At 65.5% G+C, this 20,774-nt stretch carries 17 protein-coding genes; 9 read left to right on the top strand and 8 right to left on the bottom strand.

The window, feature by feature from the left end:
- Window positions 1–6: 6 nt before the first annotated feature.
- Both sucC and CH296_RS03135 read right to left on the bottom strand, forming a co-directional pair.
- A complete protein-coding gene (gene sucC / locus CH296_RS03130; RefSeq protein WP_032395771.1) occupies window positions 7–1,170 on the bottom strand; it encodes an ADP-forming succinate--CoA ligase subunit beta in 1,164 nt (387 codons plus the stop codon).
- 147 nt (window positions 1,171–1,317) lie between these two features.
- Window positions 1,318–3,183, bottom strand: coding sequence for a hypothetical protein (locus CH296_RS03135; protein WP_094683995.1), 1,866 nt, complete (start codon window positions 3,181–3,183; stop codon window positions 1,318–1,320).
- Window positions 3,184–3,423: 240 nt separating this feature from the next.
- On the opposite strand from CH296_RS03135, the gene CH296_RS03140 reads away from it, so the two are divergent.
- Window positions 3,424–4,446, top strand: coding sequence for a M23 family metallopeptidase (locus tag CH296_RS03140; protein ID WP_094683996.1), 1,023 nt, complete (start codon window positions 3,424–3,426; stop codon window positions 4,444–4,446).
- Window positions 4,447–4,516: 70 nt separating this feature from the next.
- Here the strand turns inward: CH296_RS03140 and CH296_RS03145 are convergent, their stop codons facing one another.
- Window positions 4,517–6,991, bottom strand: a complete 2,475-nt coding sequence (locus CH296_RS03145; protein ID WP_094683997.1) for a UvrD-helicase domain-containing protein — start codon at window positions 6,989–6,991, stop codon at window positions 4,517–4,519.
- Window positions 6,992–7,287: 296 nt separating this feature from the next.
- On the opposite strand from CH296_RS03145, the gene CH296_RS03150 reads away from it, so the two are divergent.
- Complete coding sequence (locus CH296_RS03150) at window positions 7,288–7,578, top strand: chorismate mutase (RefSeq protein ID WP_032396247.1); 291 nt, start codon at window positions 7,288–7,290, stop codon at window positions 7,576–7,578.
- Between the two features lie 46 nt (window positions 7,579–7,624).
- Here the strand turns inward: CH296_RS03150 and CH296_RS03155 are convergent, their stop codons facing one another.
- Window positions 7,625–9,076, bottom strand: coding sequence for an NAD-dependent succinate-semialdehyde dehydrogenase (locus tag CH296_RS03155; RefSeq protein ID WP_094684083.1), 1,452 nt, complete (start codon window positions 9,074–9,076; stop codon window positions 7,625–7,627).
- Window positions 9,077–9,158: 82 nt separating this feature from the next.
- On the opposite strand from CH296_RS03155, the gene pgi reads away from it, so the two are divergent.
- Entirely contained in the window at window positions 9,159–10,808 is a 1,650-nt protein-coding gene (gene pgi, locus CH296_RS03160; protein ID WP_094684084.1) for a glucose-6-phosphate isomerase, read from the top strand.
- A gap of 124 nt (window positions 10,809–10,932) precedes the next feature.
- A complete protein-coding gene (locus CH296_RS03165) occupies window positions 10,933–11,943 on the top strand; it encodes a type IV toxin-antitoxin system AbiEi family antitoxin domain-containing protein (protein ID WP_094683998.1) in 1,011 nt (336 codons plus the stop codon).
- Window positions 11,944–11,953: 10 nt separating this feature from the next.
- On the opposite strand, the gene CH296_RS03170 is transcribed toward CH296_RS03165, so the two are convergent.
- Together CH296_RS03170 and CH296_RS03175 are read right to left on the bottom strand one after the other, a co-directional pair.
- Window positions 11,954–13,570, bottom strand: a complete 1,617-nt coding sequence (locus CH296_RS03170; protein ID WP_094683999.1) for an acyl-CoA dehydrogenase family protein — start codon at window positions 13,568–13,570, stop codon at window positions 11,954–11,956.
- Window positions 13,557–14,159, bottom strand: coding sequence for a TetR/AcrR family transcriptional regulator (locus CH296_RS03175; RefSeq protein ID WP_094683329.1), 603 nt, complete (start codon window positions 14,157–14,159; stop codon window positions 13,557–13,559). Before CH296_RS03175 ends, CH296_RS03170 begins: the two co-directional genes overlap by 14 nt.
- A 61-nt stretch (window positions 14,160–14,220) precedes the next feature.
- Between CH296_RS03175 and CH296_RS03180 the strand changes: the two genes are divergently transcribed.
- Genes CH296_RS03180 through CH296_RS03190 form a run of 3 tightly spaced genes read left to right on the top strand, consistent with a single transcriptional unit; the run spans window position 14,221 to window position 16,491 of the window.
- Entirely contained in the window at window positions 14,221–14,985 is a 765-nt protein-coding gene (locus CH296_RS03180) for a crotonase/enoyl-CoA hydratase family protein (protein ID WP_094684000.1), read from the top strand.
- Entirely contained in the window at window positions 14,982–16,229 is a 1,248-nt protein-coding gene (locus tag CH296_RS03185) for a hypothetical protein (protein ID WP_094684001.1), read from the top strand. The genes CH296_RS03180 and CH296_RS03185 overlap by 4 nt, the downstream gene beginning before the upstream one ends.
- A gap of 16 nt (window positions 16,230–16,245) precedes the next feature.
- Entirely contained in the window at window positions 16,246–16,491 is a 246-nt protein-coding gene (locus tag CH296_RS03190) for a DUF2630 family protein (protein ID WP_094684002.1), read from the top strand.
- Window positions 16,492–16,506: 15 nt separating this feature from the next.
- Here CH296_RS03190 and CH296_RS03195 read toward each other — a convergent pair whose 3' ends face one another.
- Entirely contained in the window at window positions 16,507–17,265 is a 759-nt protein-coding gene (locus CH296_RS03195) for an SDR family oxidoreductase (protein ID WP_032395778.1), read from the bottom strand.
- Between the two features lie 29 nt (window positions 17,266–17,294).
- Between CH296_RS03195 and CH296_RS03200 the strand changes: the two genes are divergently transcribed.
- A complete protein-coding gene (locus CH296_RS03200) occupies window positions 17,295–18,737 on the top strand; it encodes an NAD(P)/FAD-dependent oxidoreductase (protein ID WP_094684003.1) in 1,443 nt (480 codons plus the stop codon).
- Here CH296_RS03200 and CH296_RS03205 read toward each other — a convergent pair.
- On the bottom strand, window positions 18,731–20,137 hold the full coding sequence (locus CH296_RS03205) for an APC family permease (RefSeq protein WP_094684004.1): 1,407 nt from the start codon (window positions 20,135–20,137) through the stop codon (window positions 18,731–18,733). The genes CH296_RS03200 and CH296_RS03205 overlap by 7 nt on opposite strands.
- Before the next feature lie 38 nt (window positions 20,138–20,175).
- Here CH296_RS03205 and CH296_RS03210 point away from each other — a divergent pair, with 38 nt between their 5' ends.
- Window positions 20,176–20,763, top strand: a complete 588-nt coding sequence (locus CH296_RS03210) for a TMEM175 family protein (RefSeq protein ID WP_094684005.1) — start codon at window positions 20,176–20,178, stop codon at window positions 20,761–20,763.
- Window positions 20,764–20,774: the final 11 nt, after the last annotated feature.

Raw genomic sequence — 20,774 nt, forward strand, 5'->3', positions numbered from 1 at the left:
TTTCCTCTACTTCGCTGCCAGCTCGGCGGCCTTGTCGGCGCCCTCGTCCATGGTTCCGGCGAGCGTCACCAGAGGGTGCGCGGCGTCGGCGAGAATCTTGCGGCCCTCTTCGACCTTGTTGCCGTCGAGACGGACGACCAGCGGCTTGTTGGCGTCGTCGCCCAGCTTCTTCAGCGCGCCGACGATGCCGTTGGCCACTGCGTCGCACGCGGTGATGCCGCCGAAGACGTTGACGAACACGCTCTTGACCTGCTCGTCACCGAGGATGACGTCGAGGCCTGCGGCCATGACCTCGGCCGATGCGCCGCCGCCGATGTCGAGGAAGTTGGCGGGCTTGACGCCGCCGTGTGCCTCGCCCGCGTATGCGACGACGTCGAGGGTCGACATGACCAGTCCGGCACCGTTTCCGATGATGCCGACCTGTCCGTCGAGCTTGACGTAGTTGAGGTCGTTCTCCTTGGCCTTGGCCTCGAGGGGATCGGCTGCGTCCTTGTCCTCGAACTCGGCGTGGCCGGCCTGACGGAAGTCTGCGTTGGCGTCGAGCGTCACCTTGCCGTCGAGGGCGAGGATCTGATCGTCCGGGGTGCGAACCAGCGGGTTGACCTCGACCAGGAGAGCGTCTTCGTTGATGAAGACCTCCCACAGCTTCTGGATGGTCACCGCAGCGGCGTCGAGCACCTCGGCGGGAAGCTTGCCCTTTTCGGCGATTTCACGAGCGAAAGCAAGGTCGACACCCTTGACGGCGTCGACCGGGATACGTGCGAGTGCGTCGGGGTTCTCCTCCGCCGTCACCTCGATTTCGACGCCACCCTCGACCGAACACATCGCGAGGTAGGTGCGGTTGGTGCGATCGAGCAGGAAGGAGATGTAGTACTCCTCGGCAATGTCGGACGCTTCTGCAACGAGAAGCTTCTTGACGACATGGCCCTTGATGTCGAGTCCGAGAATCGCTTCTGCGTTCTCGGTGGCTGCTGCGACGTCCTTGGAGTACTTGACGCCGCCGGCCTTGCCGCGGCCGCCGACCTTGACCTGTGCCTTGACCATTACTGGCTTGCCGATTTCTTCGGCAATCTCTGTTGCTCCGGCGACCGTGTCGGTAACACGGCCTGCGGAGGTGGGTACGCCATGCTTGGCGAACAATTCCTTCGCCTGGTATTCGAAGAGATCCATCAGCTCACCGTCTCGTCTACGTTGACGCCCGCTCCGTCGGGTGTGAGCGGGTCTGAGCATGGACTTTATCCAGGTGCCTCGACGGCGTATCGGGCGCATGCATGCTATGTGGCCTATCTCACCGCTACCGGCTCGTTGAAACGGGCGTCACCGATCTGCGCGACGGGCCGAAAGTGCCGCCGCGACAGCGAGAACGAGGATTCCCGCCACCGACGGCAGCACGCCGGGTCCCATCTCGGGATCGGTGGCGCGCGCGGATGTCAGCGGCCACGACGACAGATGCACGATGCCCGCGACGGCTGCGGCAGCGAGCAGGACGGCACCGCGAGCGGACCTGGCACGCGCAGCCACGACGGCTGCGACGATCACTCCGACGGCGAGCAGCATCTGCCCCCAGGTATCCCAGCCCCACGGAAATTCGGTGACGGTCGCGGCCGTCAGGTCGCTGCCGCGATACAGGGGCAGCGCCAGTCCCACCGCCAGAAGTACGGCTCCGATCGATCCGGTACCGAGCACCACACCATCGGTCGCGGAGTCCTGGGACGTGTCGACATCGTCGCGCTCGGCAGATCCGGCGAACAGAGCCAGCACTCCGGCGGCAGCCGCGGCAACGACGCCTGCGATGATCCCCAGCGCGCCGACGCCGGTGCTCACACCCTCCACGTCCTCGGCGAGCACCACCGACTGGAGTACCGCCGCCGCAGCGGCAACCGCGCCGAGCCAGAACATCGACACGAACGGTCGCGCGGTCGAGGCGAACTCGGAGAACAGCAGCGGCACCGAACCCAGAATCATCACGAACCCGGCGACCAACACCACGCGAGTGGCCAATATCGGCGGCGCGGCGATCCCCGAGTCGGTCTCCAGAATCGGCAGCAACGATCCGAGAACGAACAGCACACCGGACAGCACGCCTGCAGTTCCGGCTGCCGCATGCCACCGCGTCGTTCCGGGACCGGAGACACCGCGGACACCGCGCGAACCCGTCTCGCGCTGCTGCGCTCTCTCCAGTGCTCGACGGTCACGCGCCGCGGCGACGGGCGCGAGCAGTGCGCCACAGATCAGCAGTCCGAGCCCTGCGACCGTCCCCAGATATGCACCGAGTCCGGCATCCACCCGGTCACCGGTACCGAGGCCCGCGAGCAGGCCGACCCCGGCGAATCCGAGCACCCCGAGCCCGGCTCCGACGGATGCGCCCGACGCCACCTGCGGCGACAGTGCGGCCAACGCCGATGCGGCCACCACGAGCGCCGCGATACCGACAACTGCGGAGCCCACCGCGACGAACACCGGCGACTCCACCACTGCCGTCACGATCACGACCGGATCGGACGAGCGGTACAGCGAGGCGAACGCTGCAACGGCCGCAAGCACACCGAACGCGCCGAGCAGCCCGGCGAGCATCGGCCCGACGCGCCCCGCCGCCGCCCGTCCCACGTGTTCGGAATACACCGAGTGGCCGTACCCGTCACCGAGCCCGGCGCGATGCACTGCCGACCACCCCGCAACACCCGCCAGAACCGACACAGCGTGACCGACGAGCAGAACATAGGCGCCCGGGGTGGCGTCGAGCATCGCGGCGCTCAGCGGGCGGAAGAGCTCGAGCCGATTCGCGTCGATGGGATCGAACAACAGAGCAACGTCGAGCAGTGTGAATCCGAGCGCCACCGCGCCGTATCCGGCCAGCAGGGCCGCCGCAAGCTCGACGCGTTTGCCCGCAAGGCCCACCGCGGCTCCGATCACCACGAGAACGGGGACGGCACCGGCCAGGATCGCGGCCACTACTGCCCCGTCACCCACCGGCGACCCGTCGGCGCTGCGGACGACGCCGATCAGTTGGGCCGCGACCGTGGCAATCGCAGCGATCAGAGCGAGTACGACGGCAAGCGCGCCACGCGGGGTGGGCGACGGATCGTCCGCTCGGCCGAACTCTCCGTCCTGAGGTCGGATCCGTTGCGGTTCCGCTCGCTCGGAGCCGCGGGCGGACGAGTCGTCGAAGGTGGGAGTCGGCACTCGGATCACGGTATCGGCTCGATCGGTGCGAGAACCGTTACTGTCGCCGTGTGCCGTCCACGGGTTCTCGTGTCCGATTACGAATGTGGCCCGTCACGACATAACCGCTGGTCGACTTGTGAGCCATCTCACATATGCCGCCGGTTTCGGCTGTTAACTTGCGCGCCCCGCAATCATTTCGTTACCGTCTGCCGAGTCTTTCAGTAACGGCCAGGTCACGGATAACGGAGGTTGTAGGTCTTGCAGCAACACCGTGCGTCCTTCACTTCCAGCCGGTTCTCTCGACCCACGGCCGACGACGCGACCACGGTCTACAGCTACGAGCCCATCTCCGAAACCGCCGAGGACAACAGCGCGTACGACGCGTACTCCTACCCCGCGTACCGGTACGCCGAGGCCGAGTTCGTCGAGACCCCGTACATCGCAGCCGACGAGTCTCCGACCGTCGTCACCTCGTACGCCACCACCGCAGACGCCACCCCCGTGGCCCGTCGCGGAGGCGCACACCGCATCCCCCTTCCTCCCACCGCACTCAAGGGCCGAGCTGCCGTTCTCGCAGTCGCCGCAGGTGCGGTAGTCGCAGCAGGCCAAGCCGTCGTCAACGACGACTCACCCGCCGCAGTCGCCACCTCCGAGTACGCCCTCGCCGCAGGTGAAGCACCCGCCGCCGCAGCAGTCGCGGCCACCACCACGCCGCAGACCACCGAGATCGATGCCGACTCGTCCAGCGCGACGCCGTCGGAGGCACCGCAGATCCTGAGCATCGCTGCACCGGTGGATCTGAGCCAGTTCAACGACCTGCTCGCCAAGGGCCAGCGCTTCAGCGAGGAGCGTGCCGCACGCGAAGCCGCTGCCCGCAGGCCCCTGTTCGCACTTCCCGCGCAGGGCACCTACACCTCCAACTTCGGCACCCGCTGGGGCGTACTCCACGCCGGCGTCGACGTCGCCAATGCCATCGGAACTCCGATCTACGCCGTCGCCGACGGCAAGGTGATCGACTCCGGTCCGGCCGCAGGCTTCGGCATGTGGGTTCGCATTCAGCACGCCGACGGCACGATCACCGTCTACGGCCACATCGACACCTCGACCGTCACTGTCGGCCAGGACGTCATGGCAGGCGATCAGATCGCGACCATGGGCAACCGCGGCTTCTCCACCGGACCGCACCTGCACTTCGAGGTACACCTTCCGGGCGAGGTCAAGATCGACCCGCTTCCGTGGCTCGCTTCCCGAGGAATCTCCCTCGGCCCCGAGATGGACTGAATTCTCGCTCGTCGCACAACAAGCCGGACCCCGCTTTCGCAGGGCCCGGCTTTTTCGTGCGCTGAAAAACTCAGAGCTTGGTCATCGGGACGCCGCCGATGAGCATCATCTTCACGCGGCCGGCGGAACCGAAGTCGATCAACACCATCGCCTTGACTCCGGCACCGGTCGATTCCAGCACCGTGCCCAGGCCGTACTTGTCGTGGCTGACTCGATCGCCCACGGCGAGAACCAGATTGGAGTTGCGGCCCTTGGCGGCACCGAAACTGGGAGTCGAACTCTGACCGCGATTCGAGGACCCGCCGTAGCCGCCGGAACCGTAGTTGTTCGAGCCGTAGTTGTTCGAGCCGTAGCTGCCGGATCTGCCGCCGCCGATGGCACGGCCTCCCCCGGTGCCCGGATCCTCGCGTCGCCAGTCGATCAGGTGCTGCGGAACTTCTTGCAGGAAGCGCGATTCCGGGTTGGCGATGGGCTGGCCCCATGCCGAGCGCATGATGGCGCGCGAGAGGTAGAGCCGCTGTCGCGCACGGGTGATGCCCACGTACGCCAGGCGTCGTTCCTCGGACAGTTCGTTGGGGTCGCCGAGCGCCCGCATGTGCGGGAACTGGCCGTCCTCCCAACCCGTCACGAAGACCACCGGAAATTCCAGACCCTTCGCGGTGTGCAACGTCATCAGCGTGACGACGCCGGTACCCGAATCGGGGATCTGATCGGTGTCGGCCACCAGCGAGACCCGTTCGAGGAACGCCGCGAGCGACCCCGGCTCGGCCAACCCGTCGACGCCACCGTCCTCGTCGCCGTTCTCGTCGTCCCCGGTTTCGAGAGCTTCCGCCGCCACTGCGGCCTGGTTGCGCGCCTCGGAGGTGAATTCCCGTGCGACGCTGACGAGTTCGTTGAGGTTGTCCAGGCGCGCACCGTCCTGCGGGTCGCTGCTGGCTTCGAGTTCGGCGCGGTAGCCGGTGCGGTCGAGTACGGCTTCGACGACATCACCGATGTCTGCGATGTCGTTGCCGTCCCCGTCGGTCGCGGTGAGCACGGCGCGTAGTTCGTCGAGCAGCTCCATGAACTGCGCGATCAACTTCTGCTGCCGCGAGTTGAGCAGCGCCACCTTGCCTGCGGCCGCGTCGTGCAGAGCGCGCGAGAAGCTGATGTCGCGCTGCTCGGCGTGCACGGCGACACAGGCCTCGGCGCGATCGCCGATCCCCCGGCGCGGAGTGTTGAGGATGCGCCGCATGCTGACGGTGTCGTCCTCGTTGGAGAGCACGCGCAGGTACGCGACGAGGTCACGGACTTCCTTGCGCTCGTAGAACCGAACACCACCGACGACCTTGTACGGCAGACCGAGTCGGATGAAGATCTCTTCGAGCGCACGCGAGGAGTTGTTGGTTCGGTAGAAGACCGCCACCTCGTCGAAGCGCACGTCTCCGCCGTCGACGAGTCGGTCGATCTCCGACGCAACGAACGACGCCTCGTCGTGCTCGTTGTCGGCAACGTAACCGACGATCAACTCGCCTTCGCCGGTGTCGGTCCACAGCTTCTTCTCGCGTCGGCCGATGTTGCGCGAGATCACCGCGTTGGCGGCCGAGAGGATGTTCTGCGTCGACCGGTAGTTCTGCTCGAGCAGGATGGTGCGAGCGTCGGGATAGTCGCGCTCGAATTCCTCGATGTTGCGGATCGTGGCACCACGGAATGCATAGATGGACTGATCCGCGTCACCCACAACACACAGCTCGCCCGGTGCAACGGTGCCCTCGAGTGCGCCGTCGGCGTCGGGGGTGCCGACCAGTTCACGAACCAACATGTACTGGGCGTGATTGGTGTCCTGGTACTCGTCGACCAGAACGTGTCGGAACCTGCGTCGGTAGTACTGCGCCACCTGGGGGAAGGCCTGCAGAATGCCCACCGTTTCGCCGATGAGGTCGTCGAAGTCCATGGCGTTGGCCGCCCGCAGCCGCTGCTGGTAGATGCCGTAGACCTTGGCCACCAGCCGCGGCAGCTCGGCGGGATCGCCGTCGGCGTCCTCCGCCGCCTTGTCGGGACCGATCAGCTCGTTCTTCAGGTTCGAGATCGCCGTCGAGAGCAGCCGCGCCGAGAACTTCTTGGTGTCGATCTGCAGGTCCTTGGAGATCATCGTCAGCAGCCGCCGAGAGTCGTCCGCGTCGTAGATGGAGAAGTTCGAGTTCAGACCGGGCAGCAACGCAGCCTGCGCGCGCAGAATCCGCACACAACTCGAGTGGAACGTCGACACCCACATGGCGTTCGCTCGCGGCCCCACGAGTCCGGCGACCCGCTCACGCATCTCGGCAGCGGCCTTGTTGGTGAACGTGATGGCCAGAACCTGGCCGGGCGACACTCCACGCTCGGCGAGCAGATACGCGATGCGACGCGTCAGTACCGCCGTCTTGCCCGACCCGGCTCCGGCCACGATGAGCAGCGGAGATCCGGTGTGCACAACGGCCTCACGCTGCTGAGGATTGAGCCCTTCCAGCAGTGTGTCGGACGAGGTGTTCTGTCGGGATTGGAGGCCCTGGAGGAATGTGTTCATCGTCTGGTCAGGTTACCGGCGCGTACCGACAAACCCACATCCCGTGGTCGTCGGCCGAACCGACGACTTTTCAGGAGGGTTGACCCGTGGCACACTGGATCGGTGATCGAAAAAACCGTACGTCATCGCTTGCATCGGGTCGGCCGCTGTTCGGCCACGCGTGCAGGAGCCTGTCGATAGACGCAACGCCCCCGGTTTCGGACGGAAACCGAACGATCGGCGATGCAGTTCCGAATACGAAAGGCGTAACGGTGACGGACGACGCAACGATCCAAGATGTGACCCGAGGAGAGACGATGGCCATGACGACGAAGATCGACTCAGAGACCGCATTGCCCACCAGCGAAGCCGAGATCAACGACCTGCGCCAGGAAATCGACCGCCTCGATGCCGAGATTCTCGCCGCGGTTCGACGTCGATCCGAGGTCTCGCAGATCATCGGACGGACCCGCATGGCCTCCGGTGGACCTCGCCTGGTGCACAGCCGTGAGATGAAGGTTCTCGAGCGTTTCAGCAGCCTGGGCCAGGAGGGCCACACGCTGGCCATGCTCCTGCTCCGCCTCGGCCGCGGTCGTCTCGGCCACTGATTTACCCAGGTCGGGCGCGCCGCGTGCGCACCCGACCTGTGTTCGTTCACTTCAGAGCGATGTACTTGGTCTCGAGGTACTCCTCGATTCCCTCCGATCCGCCTTCACGGCCGAATCCCGATTCCTTCACCCCACCGAACGGCGCAGCCGCGTCCGAGATCACTCCGCGGTTGACGCCCACCATGCCACTGTCGATGGCGTCGGCCACCCGTAGCGCACGATCCAGATTCTCGGTGTAGATGTACGACGCCAGGCCGTACTCGGTGTTGTTCGCAGCGTCGATGCCTTCCTGCTCGGTGTCGAAGCCGACGATCGGAGCCACCGGCCCGAACACCTCTTCCTTCAGGATTCTCGCCTCCGCAGGCACGTCGGTGAGAACGGTCGCCGGGTAGAAGTAGCCGTCGCCGCCCGGCGCAGTGCCCCCGAGTTCCACCGTCGCACCCTTGGCCACCGCGTCGTCGACGAGTTCCTGCACGGTTTCGAGTTGGTCGGCATTGATGAGCGGTCCGAGTTTCGTATCGGGGTCGACGCCGGGGCCGAGCTTCATCTCGGCCATCTTCGCCACGAGCTTGATGGTGAACTCCTCGCGCACGCTGTTGTGCACGTGCAGACGGTTCGCCGCGGTGCAGGCCTCGCCGCCGTTGCGCATCTTGGCGAGCATTGCGCCGTCCACCGCGTCGTCGATGTTCGCGTCGTCGAACACCACGAACGGCGCGTTGCCACCGAGCTCCATCGAGGTGCGCAGCAGCCGAGTCGCGGACTTCTGGACGAGAGACTTGCCGACACCCGTCGAACCGGTGAAGGTGAGTTTGCGCATCCGCGGATCCTCGATGAGGGGTCCGGTGACGTCGCCGGACTTCGACGTCGTCAGCACCGAGAGCACACCTTCGGGCAGGCCGACCTCGTCGAAGATCTGAGCGAGCAGCAGCATCGTCAGCGGGGTCTCACGAGCCGGCTTGACGACGATGGTGCAGCCGGCGGCCAGAGCGGGCCCGATCTTTCTGGTGCCCATCGCCAACGGGAAGTTCCACGGAGTGATCGCCAGTACCGGCCCCACCGGAGCCTTGGTGACGAGGATGCGTCCATTGCCCGCCGGGGCCGGGGTGTAGCGACCGCCGATGCGGACTGCTTCCTCGGCGAACCAACGGAAGAACTCGGCACCGTACTTCACCTCGGCCTTGGATTCGGCGAGGGCCTTACCCATCTCCAGGGTCATCAGCAGCGCGATGTCGTCGGCACGTTCGGTGACCTTCTCGAACGCCGCTCGCAGAATTTCACTGCGCTCGCGGGCAGGTGTTGCCGCCCAGCTCTTCTGCGCCGCCGCAGCTGCGTCGAGCGCTTTCATCGCGTCGGCGGGCGAGGCGTCGGCCACCTCCGTCAGGGGCCGCCCGGTGGCCGGATCGTTCACCGGGAACGTCTTACCTCCTTCGGCGTCGACGGCCTTGCCGCCGATCCACAGTTTTGCCGGAATCGATTCGATCAATGCACGTTGGTCCATACCGTCCATGATGCCTCCGCAGCGCCCGGCGCAAACGAGAACGACGCGCGCGCGACTGGGCACGGGATTACTGTTGGTTCGTATGAGCGTCGATATCACCGGCACGGATGCCTGGCAGAAGCTGACCGAACACCATTCCGCGATCGCCGAAACTCATCTTCGGCAACTGTTCGCCGATGACGCCGACCGAGGCCGTACGTTCACCCTCGAGGCCGCGGATCTGCACATCGACTACAGCAAGCACCGCATCACACGTGAGACCGTCGAGTTGCTGGTCGAACTGGCCCGCACCGCCGATGTCGAAGGCAAACGCGACGCCATGTTCGCGGGCGAGCACATCAATACTTCCGAGGACCGCGCCGTGCTGCACACTGCGCTGCGTCTGCCGGCCGACGCGTCGTTGACCGTCGACGGCCAGGATGTCGTCGCCGATGTACACGAAGTCCTCACGGCCATGGGCGAATTCACCGATCGAGTGCGTTCGGGCGAATGGGTCGGTGCCACCGGCGAGAAGATCTCCACCGTCGTCAACATCGGCATCGGCGGATCCGACCTCGGACCGGTCATGGTCTACAACGCGCTCCGGCACTACGCCGACGCGGGTATTTCCGCGAAGTTCGTCTCCAACGTCGACCCCGCGGATCTCGTCGGTGCGCTAGACGGACTCGACCCCGCGTCGACGCTGTTCATCATCGCGTCCAAGACGTTCTCCACCCTCGAAACGCTGACCAACGCCACCGCGGCCCGGCGCTGGCTCGTCGACGCTCTCGGTGAAGATGCCGTCGCCAAGCACTTCGTCGCCGTGTCCACCAACGCCGAGCGGGTTGCGGACTTCGGTATCGACACCGCCAACATGTTCGGTTTCTGGGATTGGGTCGGCGGACGCTACTCCGTCGATTCGGCAATCGGGTTGTCGGTCATGGCCGTTGTGGGCAAGGAGGCGTTCGGCGAGTTCCTCGACGGCTTTCACCGCATCGACGAACACTTCCGCACCACGCCGCTGGCCGAGAACGCGCCGGTTCTGCTCGGCCTCGTCGGCCTGTGGTACAGCTCCTTCTTCGGCGCGGAAACCCGTGCGGTGCTGCCGTATTCGAATGATCTCTCCCGTTTCGCGGCATACCTGCAGCAGCTGACGATGGAGTCGAACGGCAAGTCCGTCAAGGCCGACGGCTCCCCCGTCACCACGCCGACCGGCGAGATCTTCTGGGGCGAGCCCGGTACCAACGGCCAGCATGCCTTCTACCAATTGCTGCATCAGGGAACACGTTTGGTGCCCGCGGACTTCATCGGATTCGCCGAACCCACCGACGATCTGCCCACCCGCGACGGCACCGGATCGATGCACGATCTGCTGATGAGCAACTTCTTCGCCCAGACCAAGGTGCTCGCGTTCGGCAAGACCGCCGAGGAGATCGCCGCCGAGGACACCCCGGCAGATGTGGTGCCGCACAAGGTGATGCCCGGCAACCGCCCGTCCACCTCGATCCTCGCCCCCAAGCTCACACCGTCGGTGGTCGGCCAGTTGATCGCCCTATACGAACACCAGGTCTTCGTCGAAGGCGTCATCTGGGGAGTCGACTCCTACGACCAGTGGGGCGTCGAACTGGGCAAGACCCAGGCCCTCGAATTGACGCCGGTCCTCACCGACGCCGAAGCTCCTGCCGCACAATCGGATTCATCCACCGATGCACTGGTGCGCTGGTACCGATCACAACGGGGTCGTTCGGCCTGAGGTCGGTAGGTGGATCTACGGCCCCAGTAGGAAGCTACGCACCCTGCAGGCGGTGCGGATTCCTGGACGGGCCGTAGATCGCGCTCAGCGGATCCAAACAGGTCAGCCGTGCGTCCAATCGAGCATGGACTTCGACCAACGTGGGCTCTTCACCCGTGCCGATGCACTCGCGTCGGGCTTCACCGATGATGACCTTCGACGGGCACGCGCACACAAGTCCATCGTTGCAATCCGCAGAGGCTGGTTCGTTCGAGAGGATGTTCTCGCGACACTGGACTCTGCGCAGCAGCATGCGCTCCTGGCTCAGGCGACCTATGTCGATTGCGGCGACGACGTCGTACTCAGTCATGCATCCGCGGCGGTGGTTCTCGGACTCGACGTGTGGAACTTACCGCTGGACACGGTGACGATGACCACGCGTCGCGGCCACTCGGGCAAACGAAGTCGACGCCGGTTCCTTCACGGCACCGATCTACTCGACGACGAGTGGCTTCATCTCGACGGTATGCGGGTCACCCGCCCAGCGCGCACAGTCGTCGACGTCGCCAGGACTCATCCACTCGACGTTGCGGTGTGTCTCGGTGATCGGGCATTGCGGCACGGCCTCACCACGATCGACGAACTCGAGAAATCGTGCGATGCGGCGCAATACCGAAGCGGTGCTGGACGCGCTCGACGTGCTATCGGCGCGATGAGTGCACGCAGCGACAGTGTCGGCGAGAGTCGATCGCGACTGATCCTGCAGACAGTGTCGACTCCGCTGTCCAATCAGACGATCTTCGACGACGGCGGTCGACGCATCGCCCGTACCGACTTCCTGTTTCCCGACCTGGCCGAGGTGATCGCCGAGTTCGACGGGGAAAACAAGTACGGTCCGCAGCCACGGCAAGCAATCATCGCAGAGAAGAATCGCCACAACCGGCTCGCCGAGCAAGGCAGGACCGTCTTCAGATTCGACTGGCGGGACTTGTCGACTCCGCATGTCATCATCGACAGGCTCCATGCTGCCTATCGGCGTGCGTTGCTCCTCGGCCCGCCGAGTGGACGGTACGCCGAACTCCCCCTCCCCGCGGCTACGGCGCTCGTAGGAATATGCGCACCCTACAGGCGGTGCGAATTCCCACGAGGGGCGTGAATCCCCAGCATCACACCCGAGCCAACACCGCCGTCGTATCGACTCCTGTCGGCAGGGTGCCGAAGGCGATGCCCCAGTCTCGGTCGAGTCGACTGGCGCAGAAGGTATCGGCGACAGCAGGATTGCCGTGCATCACCAGTTGCGCGCCCTGAAAGGTCAGTGCCATCAATTCGACGACTCGCCTGGCCCGGTATTCCATGTCGGAGGTGTCGGAGAGTTCCTTGCCGACGCGGGCGATGGCGTCGTCCAGGCGAGAATCCACGCCCGCCGCCTGGCCGATCTCACCGAAGAACGCCTCGACACTGTCGGGTTGACGAGCCAGTGCCCGCAGGGAATCGAGTGCGGCGACGTTGCCCGATCCTTCCCAGATCGACATCAGCGGCGATTCGCGGAACAGCCGAGGCATTCCCGATTCCTCGACGTAGCCATTGCCACCGAGACATTCGAGGGCCTCGGCGGCGTGGGCGGGAGCTCGTTTGCACACCCAGTACTTGGTGACGGCCAACGCGATTCGGCGCAGTGCGCTCTCCTGCTCGTCCCCGCGGGCCGAGCCGTCGGTGGCCTGAGCCAGGCGGATCATGGCGGCGGTGGCGGCCTCGGATTCGACGGTCAGGTCCGCCAGGACGTTTCGCATCAGCGGCTGATCGACGAGTGCCGCCCCGAACGCAGCCCGATGACGCGCGTGATGGACTGCGCGCACGGTGGCATTGCGAATTCCCGCCGCCGACCCGATGACGCAGTCCAACCTGGTCATGTTGACCATCTCGATGATGGTGCGGACCCCGCGCCCCTCTTCGCCGACGAGCCAGCCGGTGGCCCCGTGGTATTCGAGCTCCCCGGATGCGTTCGACTTGTTGCCCAGCTTGTCCTTCAAGCGCTGCAGCATCATTCGGTTGCGGGTGCCGTCGGGCAGTACGCGCGGCAGCATGAAGCACGAGAGTCCGCCGGGTGCCTGCGCGAGGGTGAGGAACATGTCCGACATCGGCGCGGAGGTGAACCACTTGTGACCGACGATCGAATAGGTGCCGTCCGACGACGGGGTGGCCGTGGTGGTGTTCGCGCGAACGTCCGAGCCGCCCTGCTTCTCCGTCATGGACATGCCCGCGATCAGTCCACGCTTCTCGGCCGGGGTCCGCAGACCGAAGTCGTATTCCCGCGACGCCAGCAGCGGCTCGTACTGTGCAGCCAGAGAGGGGTTGTGCCGCAACGCCGGAACGACGGCGTAGGTCATCGAAATGGGGCACATGTGCCCGGCCTCGGCCTGGCCCCAGACGTAGAACTTGGCGGCACGGGCGACGTGTGCACCGACGCGGTCGTCGGTCCATGGGGTGGCGTGCAGTCCGTGCTCGACGGCAACGGTCATCAGATCGTGCCAGTGCGGGTGGAATTCGACCTCGTCGGTTCGGTGCCCGTAGCGATCGTGGGTCCTCAGCACCGGCGGGTTCTCGTTGGCGAGCCTGCCCCACTCCTGGGCTTGCACGCCACCGGCAAGCGCCCCGAGCCGGCCGACCTCGTCGAGTGCCCAGCCTGCGCCTGCCCTCTTCACGCCGTCGCGCAACGACGGGTCCGCGGAGGTGTCATAGGGCGTCAGGTCGGTGGCCTGGTTGAATACCTCATGCGTGTCCATCTCGAACTCCTAACGCGCGCAACGACAATGCGACGAGACTGGGTACTGGATCCACCGATTCGTGCGAGGACAACGGGCCGACCATCACTTCGCCGACGGCACCGACCAGCGCTGCTGCCGAGATGGCCGCGTCCTGCTCGGGGATCTCTCCGGCGTCGATGCCCGCCACGATCGCGTCGGCGAAGGCGTCGGTGAACTTCTGCCGGAACACCAGACGCTCGGCGTCCACGGCCGGGTCGACCGGTTCGGCCAGCAGGGCGTACGCCATCGTCCGGTTCTTCAGGGCGCGTCCGGCGAAGGTCTGCACCACTGCGGTCACTCGCTCGACGGCGCTGCCGTGCTCGCACGCGGTGACCACCGCGGCGACCTCCCGACTGCAGACCTCGCGAAAGATCGCGACCACCAGATCTGCTTTCCCCTCGAAATGGGTGTAGACGCTGCCCGAGGACACTCCTGCTGCCGCGGCGACCGAGGCCACCGACAGGCCTGCATATCCCTGCGTCGAGAGGATCTCGATGGCGGCGGCGAACAGCTTGTCGCGACCGGCGTCGAGCCTGGCCTGCACTGCTGGGGTTCGTCGATACGGCACGCAAGGATTGAAGCACTGATTCATTGCTTCACGCAAGAGAACTCGAGTAACGTTCACTGACATGTCGGTACGGATCGAGCGCTCAGGCCCCGTCACCACCATCGTCCTGTCGCGCCCCGAGGCGCGCAATGCCGTCGACGGCCCCACCGCCCAGGAGTTGATCCAGGCGTTCGAGGAGTTCGACGCCGACGAATCAGCCTCGGTGGCAGTGCTGTGGGGCGAGGGCGGCACGTTCTGCTCGGGAGCCGACCTCAAGGCACTGGGCACACCGCGCTCGAATCACGCGACCGAACACGGGGACGGACCGATGGGCCCGACGCGAATGCGGTTGTCCAAGCCGGTCATCGCGGCCGTGTCGGGATACGCCGTCGCGGGCGGACTGGAACTCGCTCTGTGGTGCGACCTCCGCATCGCCGAGGACGACGCCACGTTCGGCGTCTTCTGCAGGCGATGGGGAGTTCCGTTGATCGACGGCGGCACAGTGCGTTTGCCGCGCATCGTCGGTACGGGCCGGGCGATGGACATGATCCTCACCGGTCGCGCCGTCGATGCCGAAGAGGCGTTGAACATCGGACTGATCACCAGAGTGGTTCCGGTGGGCCGAGCCAGGTCGGAAGCGGAGGCATTGGCCGCCGAACTCGCGCTGCTACCGCAGACCTGCATGCGTGAGGATCGGTTGTCCCTGCTGGAACAGGACGGCCTCGACGAGGAGTCCGCCTTGAGGAACGAATTCCGACACGGTGCCATCTCGATCAACGCCGATGCGCTCAGTGGCGCGAGCCGGTTCGCATCGGGGGCGGGACGACACGGCACCGCGAGCCCGTGAAATCCACGCGGCTGTCGGTGATCGACGAGATATTTCTCCGGACCCACCGCGGCTATGGAATTCCGATTGCGCTGCAAGGCATCTGGCGCACCACCGAGACGGTGAGCGCAGAAGAACTACACCGGGTCCACGACCAGCTGGCCATCGGACAGCTCGGCCGTCGAGTCGGCAAGCCCCGCACACCCGGGGCCCGACTTCGATGGGACATCTCGTCCGAATCGCTCCCACTCGACTACGGCACCGACGCGGTCGACGACATCATCGGATGGGCCGACGCGCAGGCAGACGTTCGACTCGACCCGCAGTACGGGCCCGGCTGGCGGTTGACGGCCGCGCCCATTGCGCACGGCGGCACCGTGCTGTCTCTGGTGTGTTCGCACGCACTGGCCGATGCCCGTGAGCTCATCGACGCGGCTGCCCGCGCATTCTCCGGATCGACACCCGTACCGGCGCTGCACCCGGGATCGGATGTGAAGGACGCGCTCTCGATGATCTTCACCGTTCTCCTACGATCCATCGCAGCGACGGCGAGGTTGTGGGTCAGTAAGAAGGCCCGAGCCGAACTGAGAGCATTCACCACCGCCGACAGCGGCAGCGTCACCCCGCACCGGGCGCGGGCAATGCAGTCGGTGATCGTCGATATCGATGCCGCAGAGTGGGATTCGGCGGCAGAAAGTGTCGGCGGATCGGCCAATTCGTTGTTCGTCTCGGTCGTCGCCGCCACGATGAGAGAACTCGGGTCACCCGCGGTGACCGTCGACATTCCTTTTCGCACCGGGTCCGGTGATGCCAACGCCATCGGCATGGCCACCGTCGCCGTCCGTGGAGACGACTCGCCCGCGGCCATCCGCGCAGCGTGCAAGGCGGCGTTCGGCAAACCTGTCGGGGCCCCGGCAGGCTATCCACCCGAGATCGTCCAGCTGCTCCCCCACCGTCTCGCCGCGAAGCTGACGTCGACCCCGGGCCGCGGAGAAGTGTTGTGCTCCAACATCGGCGATATTCCCGACGGCCTCACCGCACTCGGCTCCCACCGATCGTGCGGACTCGCGACCCGCGCGATCCATCCGAACCCGTCGGGCGCGCTGTCGACGATCAGGATGTCGACCTACCTCTCCCGACTGGACGGCAACTACACACTCTCACTCGTGTGCACCGACAACGCCCTGGCGGGATCGACCGCCGAGCTCACCGCGGCCGTACATCGAGCCCTGGCGACACGGAACCTGGCCGCCGAACCCTGGTAGGTCTAGCGTTGTCGCCATGAACGAGCACGATATCCACACCAAGATCCAGCAGCTCATCGCCACCGAGCACAAACTTCGCACCGAGGCCCAGTCGGGCGATATCGACCCGGACACCGAGAAGGCTCAACTGGCATCCCTCGAGCACGCCCTCGACCAGTGCTGGGACCTGCTCCGCCAGCGCCGGGCGCGCATCGACGCAGGCCAGAACCCCGACACCGCAACCGCCAACAGCATCGACCAGGTCGAGGGGTACCTGCAGTAACCCCCGGCCCTGGAGCTACACCAATCGATCCGTCAGCACATTCGGCAGGAACCTCAGCGCCGCGTCGATGCCCCGCCACTTGAGTCCGGGTAGCGCGGCGCGGCGGGTCTCGCTCTCGATGGCGTCGACCATCGCCGACACCCCCTCGTCCAGAGTGGCTGTGAGAGCGGCACTGTCGCCCGCATTGGCGGACATGTCGGTGGCGATGAACCCGGGTAGCAGGGTGGTGACGGTGATGTCGGTTCGCGACAGTTCCGTGGCCAACGATTCACCCAACGACGCCACTGCCGCTTTGCTGGCCGAGTAGGTCGCCTTGGCCCCCGGTAGTCCCCGGTCGGCGCTGATGGACGAGACGAACACCAGGTGCCCGCGTTTCTGCTCACGAAAGATCGACAGTGCGGCCTCGGCCTGCGACAGCGCTCCGATGAAGTTCGTGTGCGCGGTCTGCAGGTTGGCGTCGGCGCGGCCGGTTCCGATCTTCGCGCCCTTGCCGAGACCTGCATTGACGATCACTCGATCGAGGCCGCCCAATTCGTCTCGCAGTTTTCCGAACACCTCACCCACCGCGTCGTGATCGGTGACGTCGAGTGCTCGGACCACCACGGTGATGTTCGGGTTGTGGTGCATCAGCTCCGCACGAAGGTCGTCCAGCCGCTCGACCCGCCGGGCGCAGAGCGCCAGATCCCGGCCCATGCCTGCGAACCGTCGCGCCATTTCCTCGCCGAGCCCCGAGCTCGCTCCGGTGATCAGAATCTTGTTCCGAGTGGTCGCCATAAGCGGCGAGCCTATGTCACTGTGGAGCAATGGCCTCAGAAAGCTCGGAATTCGATGTCATCGTCATCGGCGGTGGCCCGGTCGGCGAGAACGCCGCTCAGTACGCGATACAGGGCAGCGACCGCACGGTCGTGATCGTCGAGCACGAACTGCTCGGCGGCGAATGCTCGTACTGGGCGTGCATGCCGAGCAAGGCGCTGCTGCGCCCCAGCGAGGTTCTCGACACCGCACGAAACATGCCGGGGGTCAAGGAACTGGTCGGCGATCAGCCCCTCGATGCCGACGCCGTCCTGGCCCGACGCGAATCCTTCACCCACGGCCTCGACGATTCGTCGCAGATGACGTGGGCGGAGAAAGCAGGGATCTCCGTCGTGCGCGGTCACGGACGCCTGACCGGGGACAGAACGGTCGAGGTCGACGGGCGCACGCTCACCGCCCGGCATGCCGTCGTCCTCGCCACCGGAACCACTGCCTCGGTACCGAACACACCGGGGCTGCGCGACGCCCGGCCGTGGATCTCCCGCGATGCCACCAACATTCACGAGACCCCCGGCCACGTCGCCGTCATCGGCGGTGGCGTCGTCGCGACGGAAGCGGCCACCTGGTTGCTCTCGCTCGGAGCGAAGGTCACGATGATCGTGCGCGGCTCGTCGCTGCTCGCCGCTTCCGAACCGTTCGCAGGCGAACTCGTCGCGAACGCGCTGACGGCGCGAGGTGCCACCATCATGCTCGACGCCACCCTCGAGTCCGTGTCACGAGAGAACCCCGCCGACACCGGCATCGGTCGGATTCACGGTGGCCCGGTCGGTCTCGTCGTCGACGGCAGCGAGATCACGGTCGACGAGATTCTCGTCGCCGCGGGACGTAACCCGGCGAGTGCGGACCTCGGGTTGTCGAGCCTCGGACTCGAGGAGGGGCGCTACATCGATGTCGACGATCACCTGAACGTTCCCGGCCACGAGTGGCTCTACGCGGTGGGCGACGTCAACGGACGAGCCCCGCTGACGCACATGGGGAAGTACCAGGGCCGGGTGGCCGGCGACGTCATCGCCGCCAGGGCCGAGGGAAAGCCCCTGGACAGCAAGAGATTCCGTGCGACCGCAGATCACGGTCGAATTCCCCAGGTGGTGTTCACTCCACTCGAGGTGGCCTCCGTCGGGCTGACCGAGGCCAAGGCCAGGGAGGCGGGCATCGACGTCGAGATCGTCGCTCAGGACATCGCCGTCGCGGGTTCGTCTCTGCAGCAGGACGATTACTCGGGACGGGCGCAGCTGGTGATCGACCGCGCCGCCGACACGATAGTCGGCGCGACCTTCGTCGGTCCGGGAGTCGCCGAGCTGGTCCACGCAGCCACTGTGGCTGTGGTCGGCAAGGTTTCGATCGACGACCTGTGGCATGCGGTGCCGTCGTACCCGACGGTCAGCGAAATCTGGCTCAGACTCCTCGAGGCTCGCAGAACAGCCGATCACTGACGCATGTAGGCCGCGGCGATTCCCTCGTAGGTCTTCGGGTCCGCTTTCCTGATGCGCAGAGCCACCAGGACACCGAGGATCGCGGCGAGTATCAACACCACGGGTATCGCGTTGACGACCGCAGAATCGGAACCGGTGAGAACGCTGTAATGCGTTCCGGCGAGGATCAATCCGGTCATGAAACCGACGAAGCCGATGCCGGGGGCGACAGCGGTGCGCCACACGGAACGGTCGGGGTGGCCGATGAAGAACACCACCACCGACAGCGCTGCGGCGGCCTGCAGGGCGATCACCCCCAGAGTTCCGAGTCCGATGGCCCCGGCGGCGTAGATCAGGTACGGGTCGACACCGGTCACCGCGAACACCGCCAGCGCCACGGCAGCCACCAGTGAGGCGGTGATGCTGCCGATGTGCGGGCTCGAGTGATGCGGGTGAATTCGGCCCAACCGCGCCGGAAGTACGTGCTCACGCCCGAGGGCGAACAGATATCGGCTCGCTGCGTTGTGTACGGCGAGATACGACGCGAGCACGCTGGTGCACAACAATACTGCCGTACCGTCGTACAGCACCGTTCCTCCGTACTGCTGCGCCAGCGTGAACAGAAGATTGCCCAGTTCGCTCTGCGCCAGCACCGGCGCATCGACCCCGCCCGCGGCCCCGACGATGATCCAACTCGTCAGCACATAGAAGACCGCAATGAGCGACACCGCGATGAACGTCGCGCGTGGGATGCTGCGTCTGGGGTCCTTGGTTTCCTCTCCGTAGAGGGCGGCCGACTCGAAACCGATGAAACTCGAGAAGGCGAACATCATCGCTATCCCCAGCGATCCGGAGAACACCTGCGTGGGAGTGAACGATTCCAGTGGTATCGCCGCGGTTCCCTTCTCACCCACCACCAGGACGTTGAACACCGTCAGAAAAGCGAATTCGAGAACCATCAGCGTTCCCAACACCTTCGCGGAAAGATCGGCATTCCTGAAACCCAGGAAAGCGACAATCACGACAGCGACCGCCGTGAAGACGTACCACGGAATGTCGATACCGGAATCGGCGAACACCAGGTGAGTGAAATAGCCGAACGCACCCGAAAGTCCACATGCGAGCGAGGTATACGCGACAACTGCGACATACGCGGCAGCAACTCCCGGCGGCTTCCCCAGTGCGAGACCGATGTAGGTATAGAAGGCTCCGGTGCTGTACACCTGCTGACTGATCGCCGCGAAACCCACCGAGAAGCACAGCAGCACAACGGCACTGATCGCGTAGGCCGCAGGCAGACCGGCACCGTTGCCGCGTATCAGGGCCAGCGGCACGTTGCCGATCATGGCCGCCATCGGGGCCGCCGCAGCAACCACGAGAAATACCACTCGGCCGGTGGTGAGAGTACGTCGATCGGACATCGTTCGGACGCTACTCGTCCGAAGTGCACAATGCTGACATGGAATACGAACGTGGATTCGACAGACTCGTCAACTTCAGCGACGCCGTGGTCGCGATTGCCGCGACACTGCTCATTCTGCCGTTGGTGGAACTGGCCGAACCGGACGAAAGCGCACAATTCGTCGATATTCTGCGTGACCACGGTGTCGAGCTGTTCGCATTCGTACTCAGCTTTCTGGTCATCTTCTCGCAGTGGCTGAGCCATCATCGCGTGTTCCGTGCCCTGGTCGGCTACACCAAGGGTTTGATGTGGGTGAACTTCGTCTGGTTGCTCTCGATCGTGTTCCTGCCGTTCCCCACCAAGTTGATCGCCGAGAAGAGCGGGTACGACGCCAGTGCGGCACCGTTGTACGTCGCGACCATCGCAGTGTCGGTCGTCTCGATGTTCGCGGCCGACGTGATCGTCTCCCGGCATCCGAACATCGTCGCCGACGACGCACCTCGTCACGGCGGCGTGCGCAACGGCGCGATCACCTCGGTTCTCATCCTGGCCGCTCTGGGACTGACGTTCACACCGCTGGGCCTGTGGTCGCTACTCCTCCTGTTCCTGACAGCGCCGATCAACCGCCTCCTCGGCCGTGTCTGACGAGTAGATTG

Source organism: Rhodococcus sp. 14-2496-1d, from assembly GCF_002259365.1.
In the GTDB taxonomy this organism is placed as follows: Bacteria; Actinomycetota; Actinomycetes; order Mycobacteriales; family Mycobacteriaceae; genus Rhodococcoides.

What these genes read in the sequence shown, in the direction of transcription:
- CH296_RS03210 (WP_094684005.1), top strand. Translation starts at nt 20,176, where the DNA reads ATGGAATACGAACGTGGATTCGACAGACTCGTCAACTTCAGCGACGCC.
- CH296_RS03190 (WP_094684002.1), top strand. Translation starts at nt 16,246, where the DNA reads ATGAACGAGCACGATATCCACACCAAGATCCAGCAGCTCATCGCCACC.
- CH296_RS03205 (WP_094684004.1), bottom strand. Translation starts at nt 20,137, where the DNA reads ATGTCCGATCGACGTACTCTCACCACCGGCCGAGTGGTATTTCTCGTG.
- CH296_RS03195 (WP_032395778.1), bottom strand. Translation starts at nt 17,265, where the DNA reads ATGGCGACCACTCGGAACAAGATTCTGATCACCGGAGCGAGCTCGGGG.
- CH296_RS03165 (WP_094683998.1), top strand. Translation starts at nt 10,933, where the DNA reads ATGGACTTCGACCAACGTGGGCTCTTCACCCGTGCCGATGCACTCGCG.
- CH296_RS03150 (WP_032396247.1), top strand. Translation starts at nt 7,288, where the DNA reads ATGGCCATGACGACGAAGATCGACTCAGAGACCGCATTGCCCACCAGC.
- CH296_RS03200 (WP_094684003.1), top strand. Translation starts at nt 17,295, where the DNA reads ATGGCCTCAGAAAGCTCGGAATTCGATGTCATCGTCATCGGCGGTGGC.
- CH296_RS03155 (WP_094684083.1), bottom strand. Translation starts at nt 9,076, where the DNA reads ATGGACCAACGTGCATTGATCGAATCGATTCCGGCAAAACTGTGGATC.
- sucC (WP_032395771.1), bottom strand. Translation starts at nt 1,170, where the DNA reads ATGGATCTCTTCGAATACCAGGCGAAGGAATTGTTCGCCAAGCATGGC.
- CH296_RS03180 (WP_094684000.1), top strand. Translation starts at nt 14,221, where the DNA reads ATGTCGGTACGGATCGAGCGCTCAGGCCCCGTCACCACCATCGTCCTG.
- CH296_RS03145 (WP_094683997.1), bottom strand. Translation starts at nt 6,991, where the DNA reads ATGAACACATTCCTCCAGGGCCTCCAATCCCGACAGAACACCTCGTCC.
- CH296_RS03170 (WP_094683999.1), bottom strand. Translation starts at nt 13,570, where the DNA reads ATGGACACGCATGAGGTATTCAACCAGGCCACCGACCTGACGCCCTAT.
- pgi (WP_094684084.1), top strand. Translation starts at nt 9,159, where the DNA reads ATGAGCGTCGATATCACCGGCACGGATGCCTGGCAGAAGCTGACCGAA.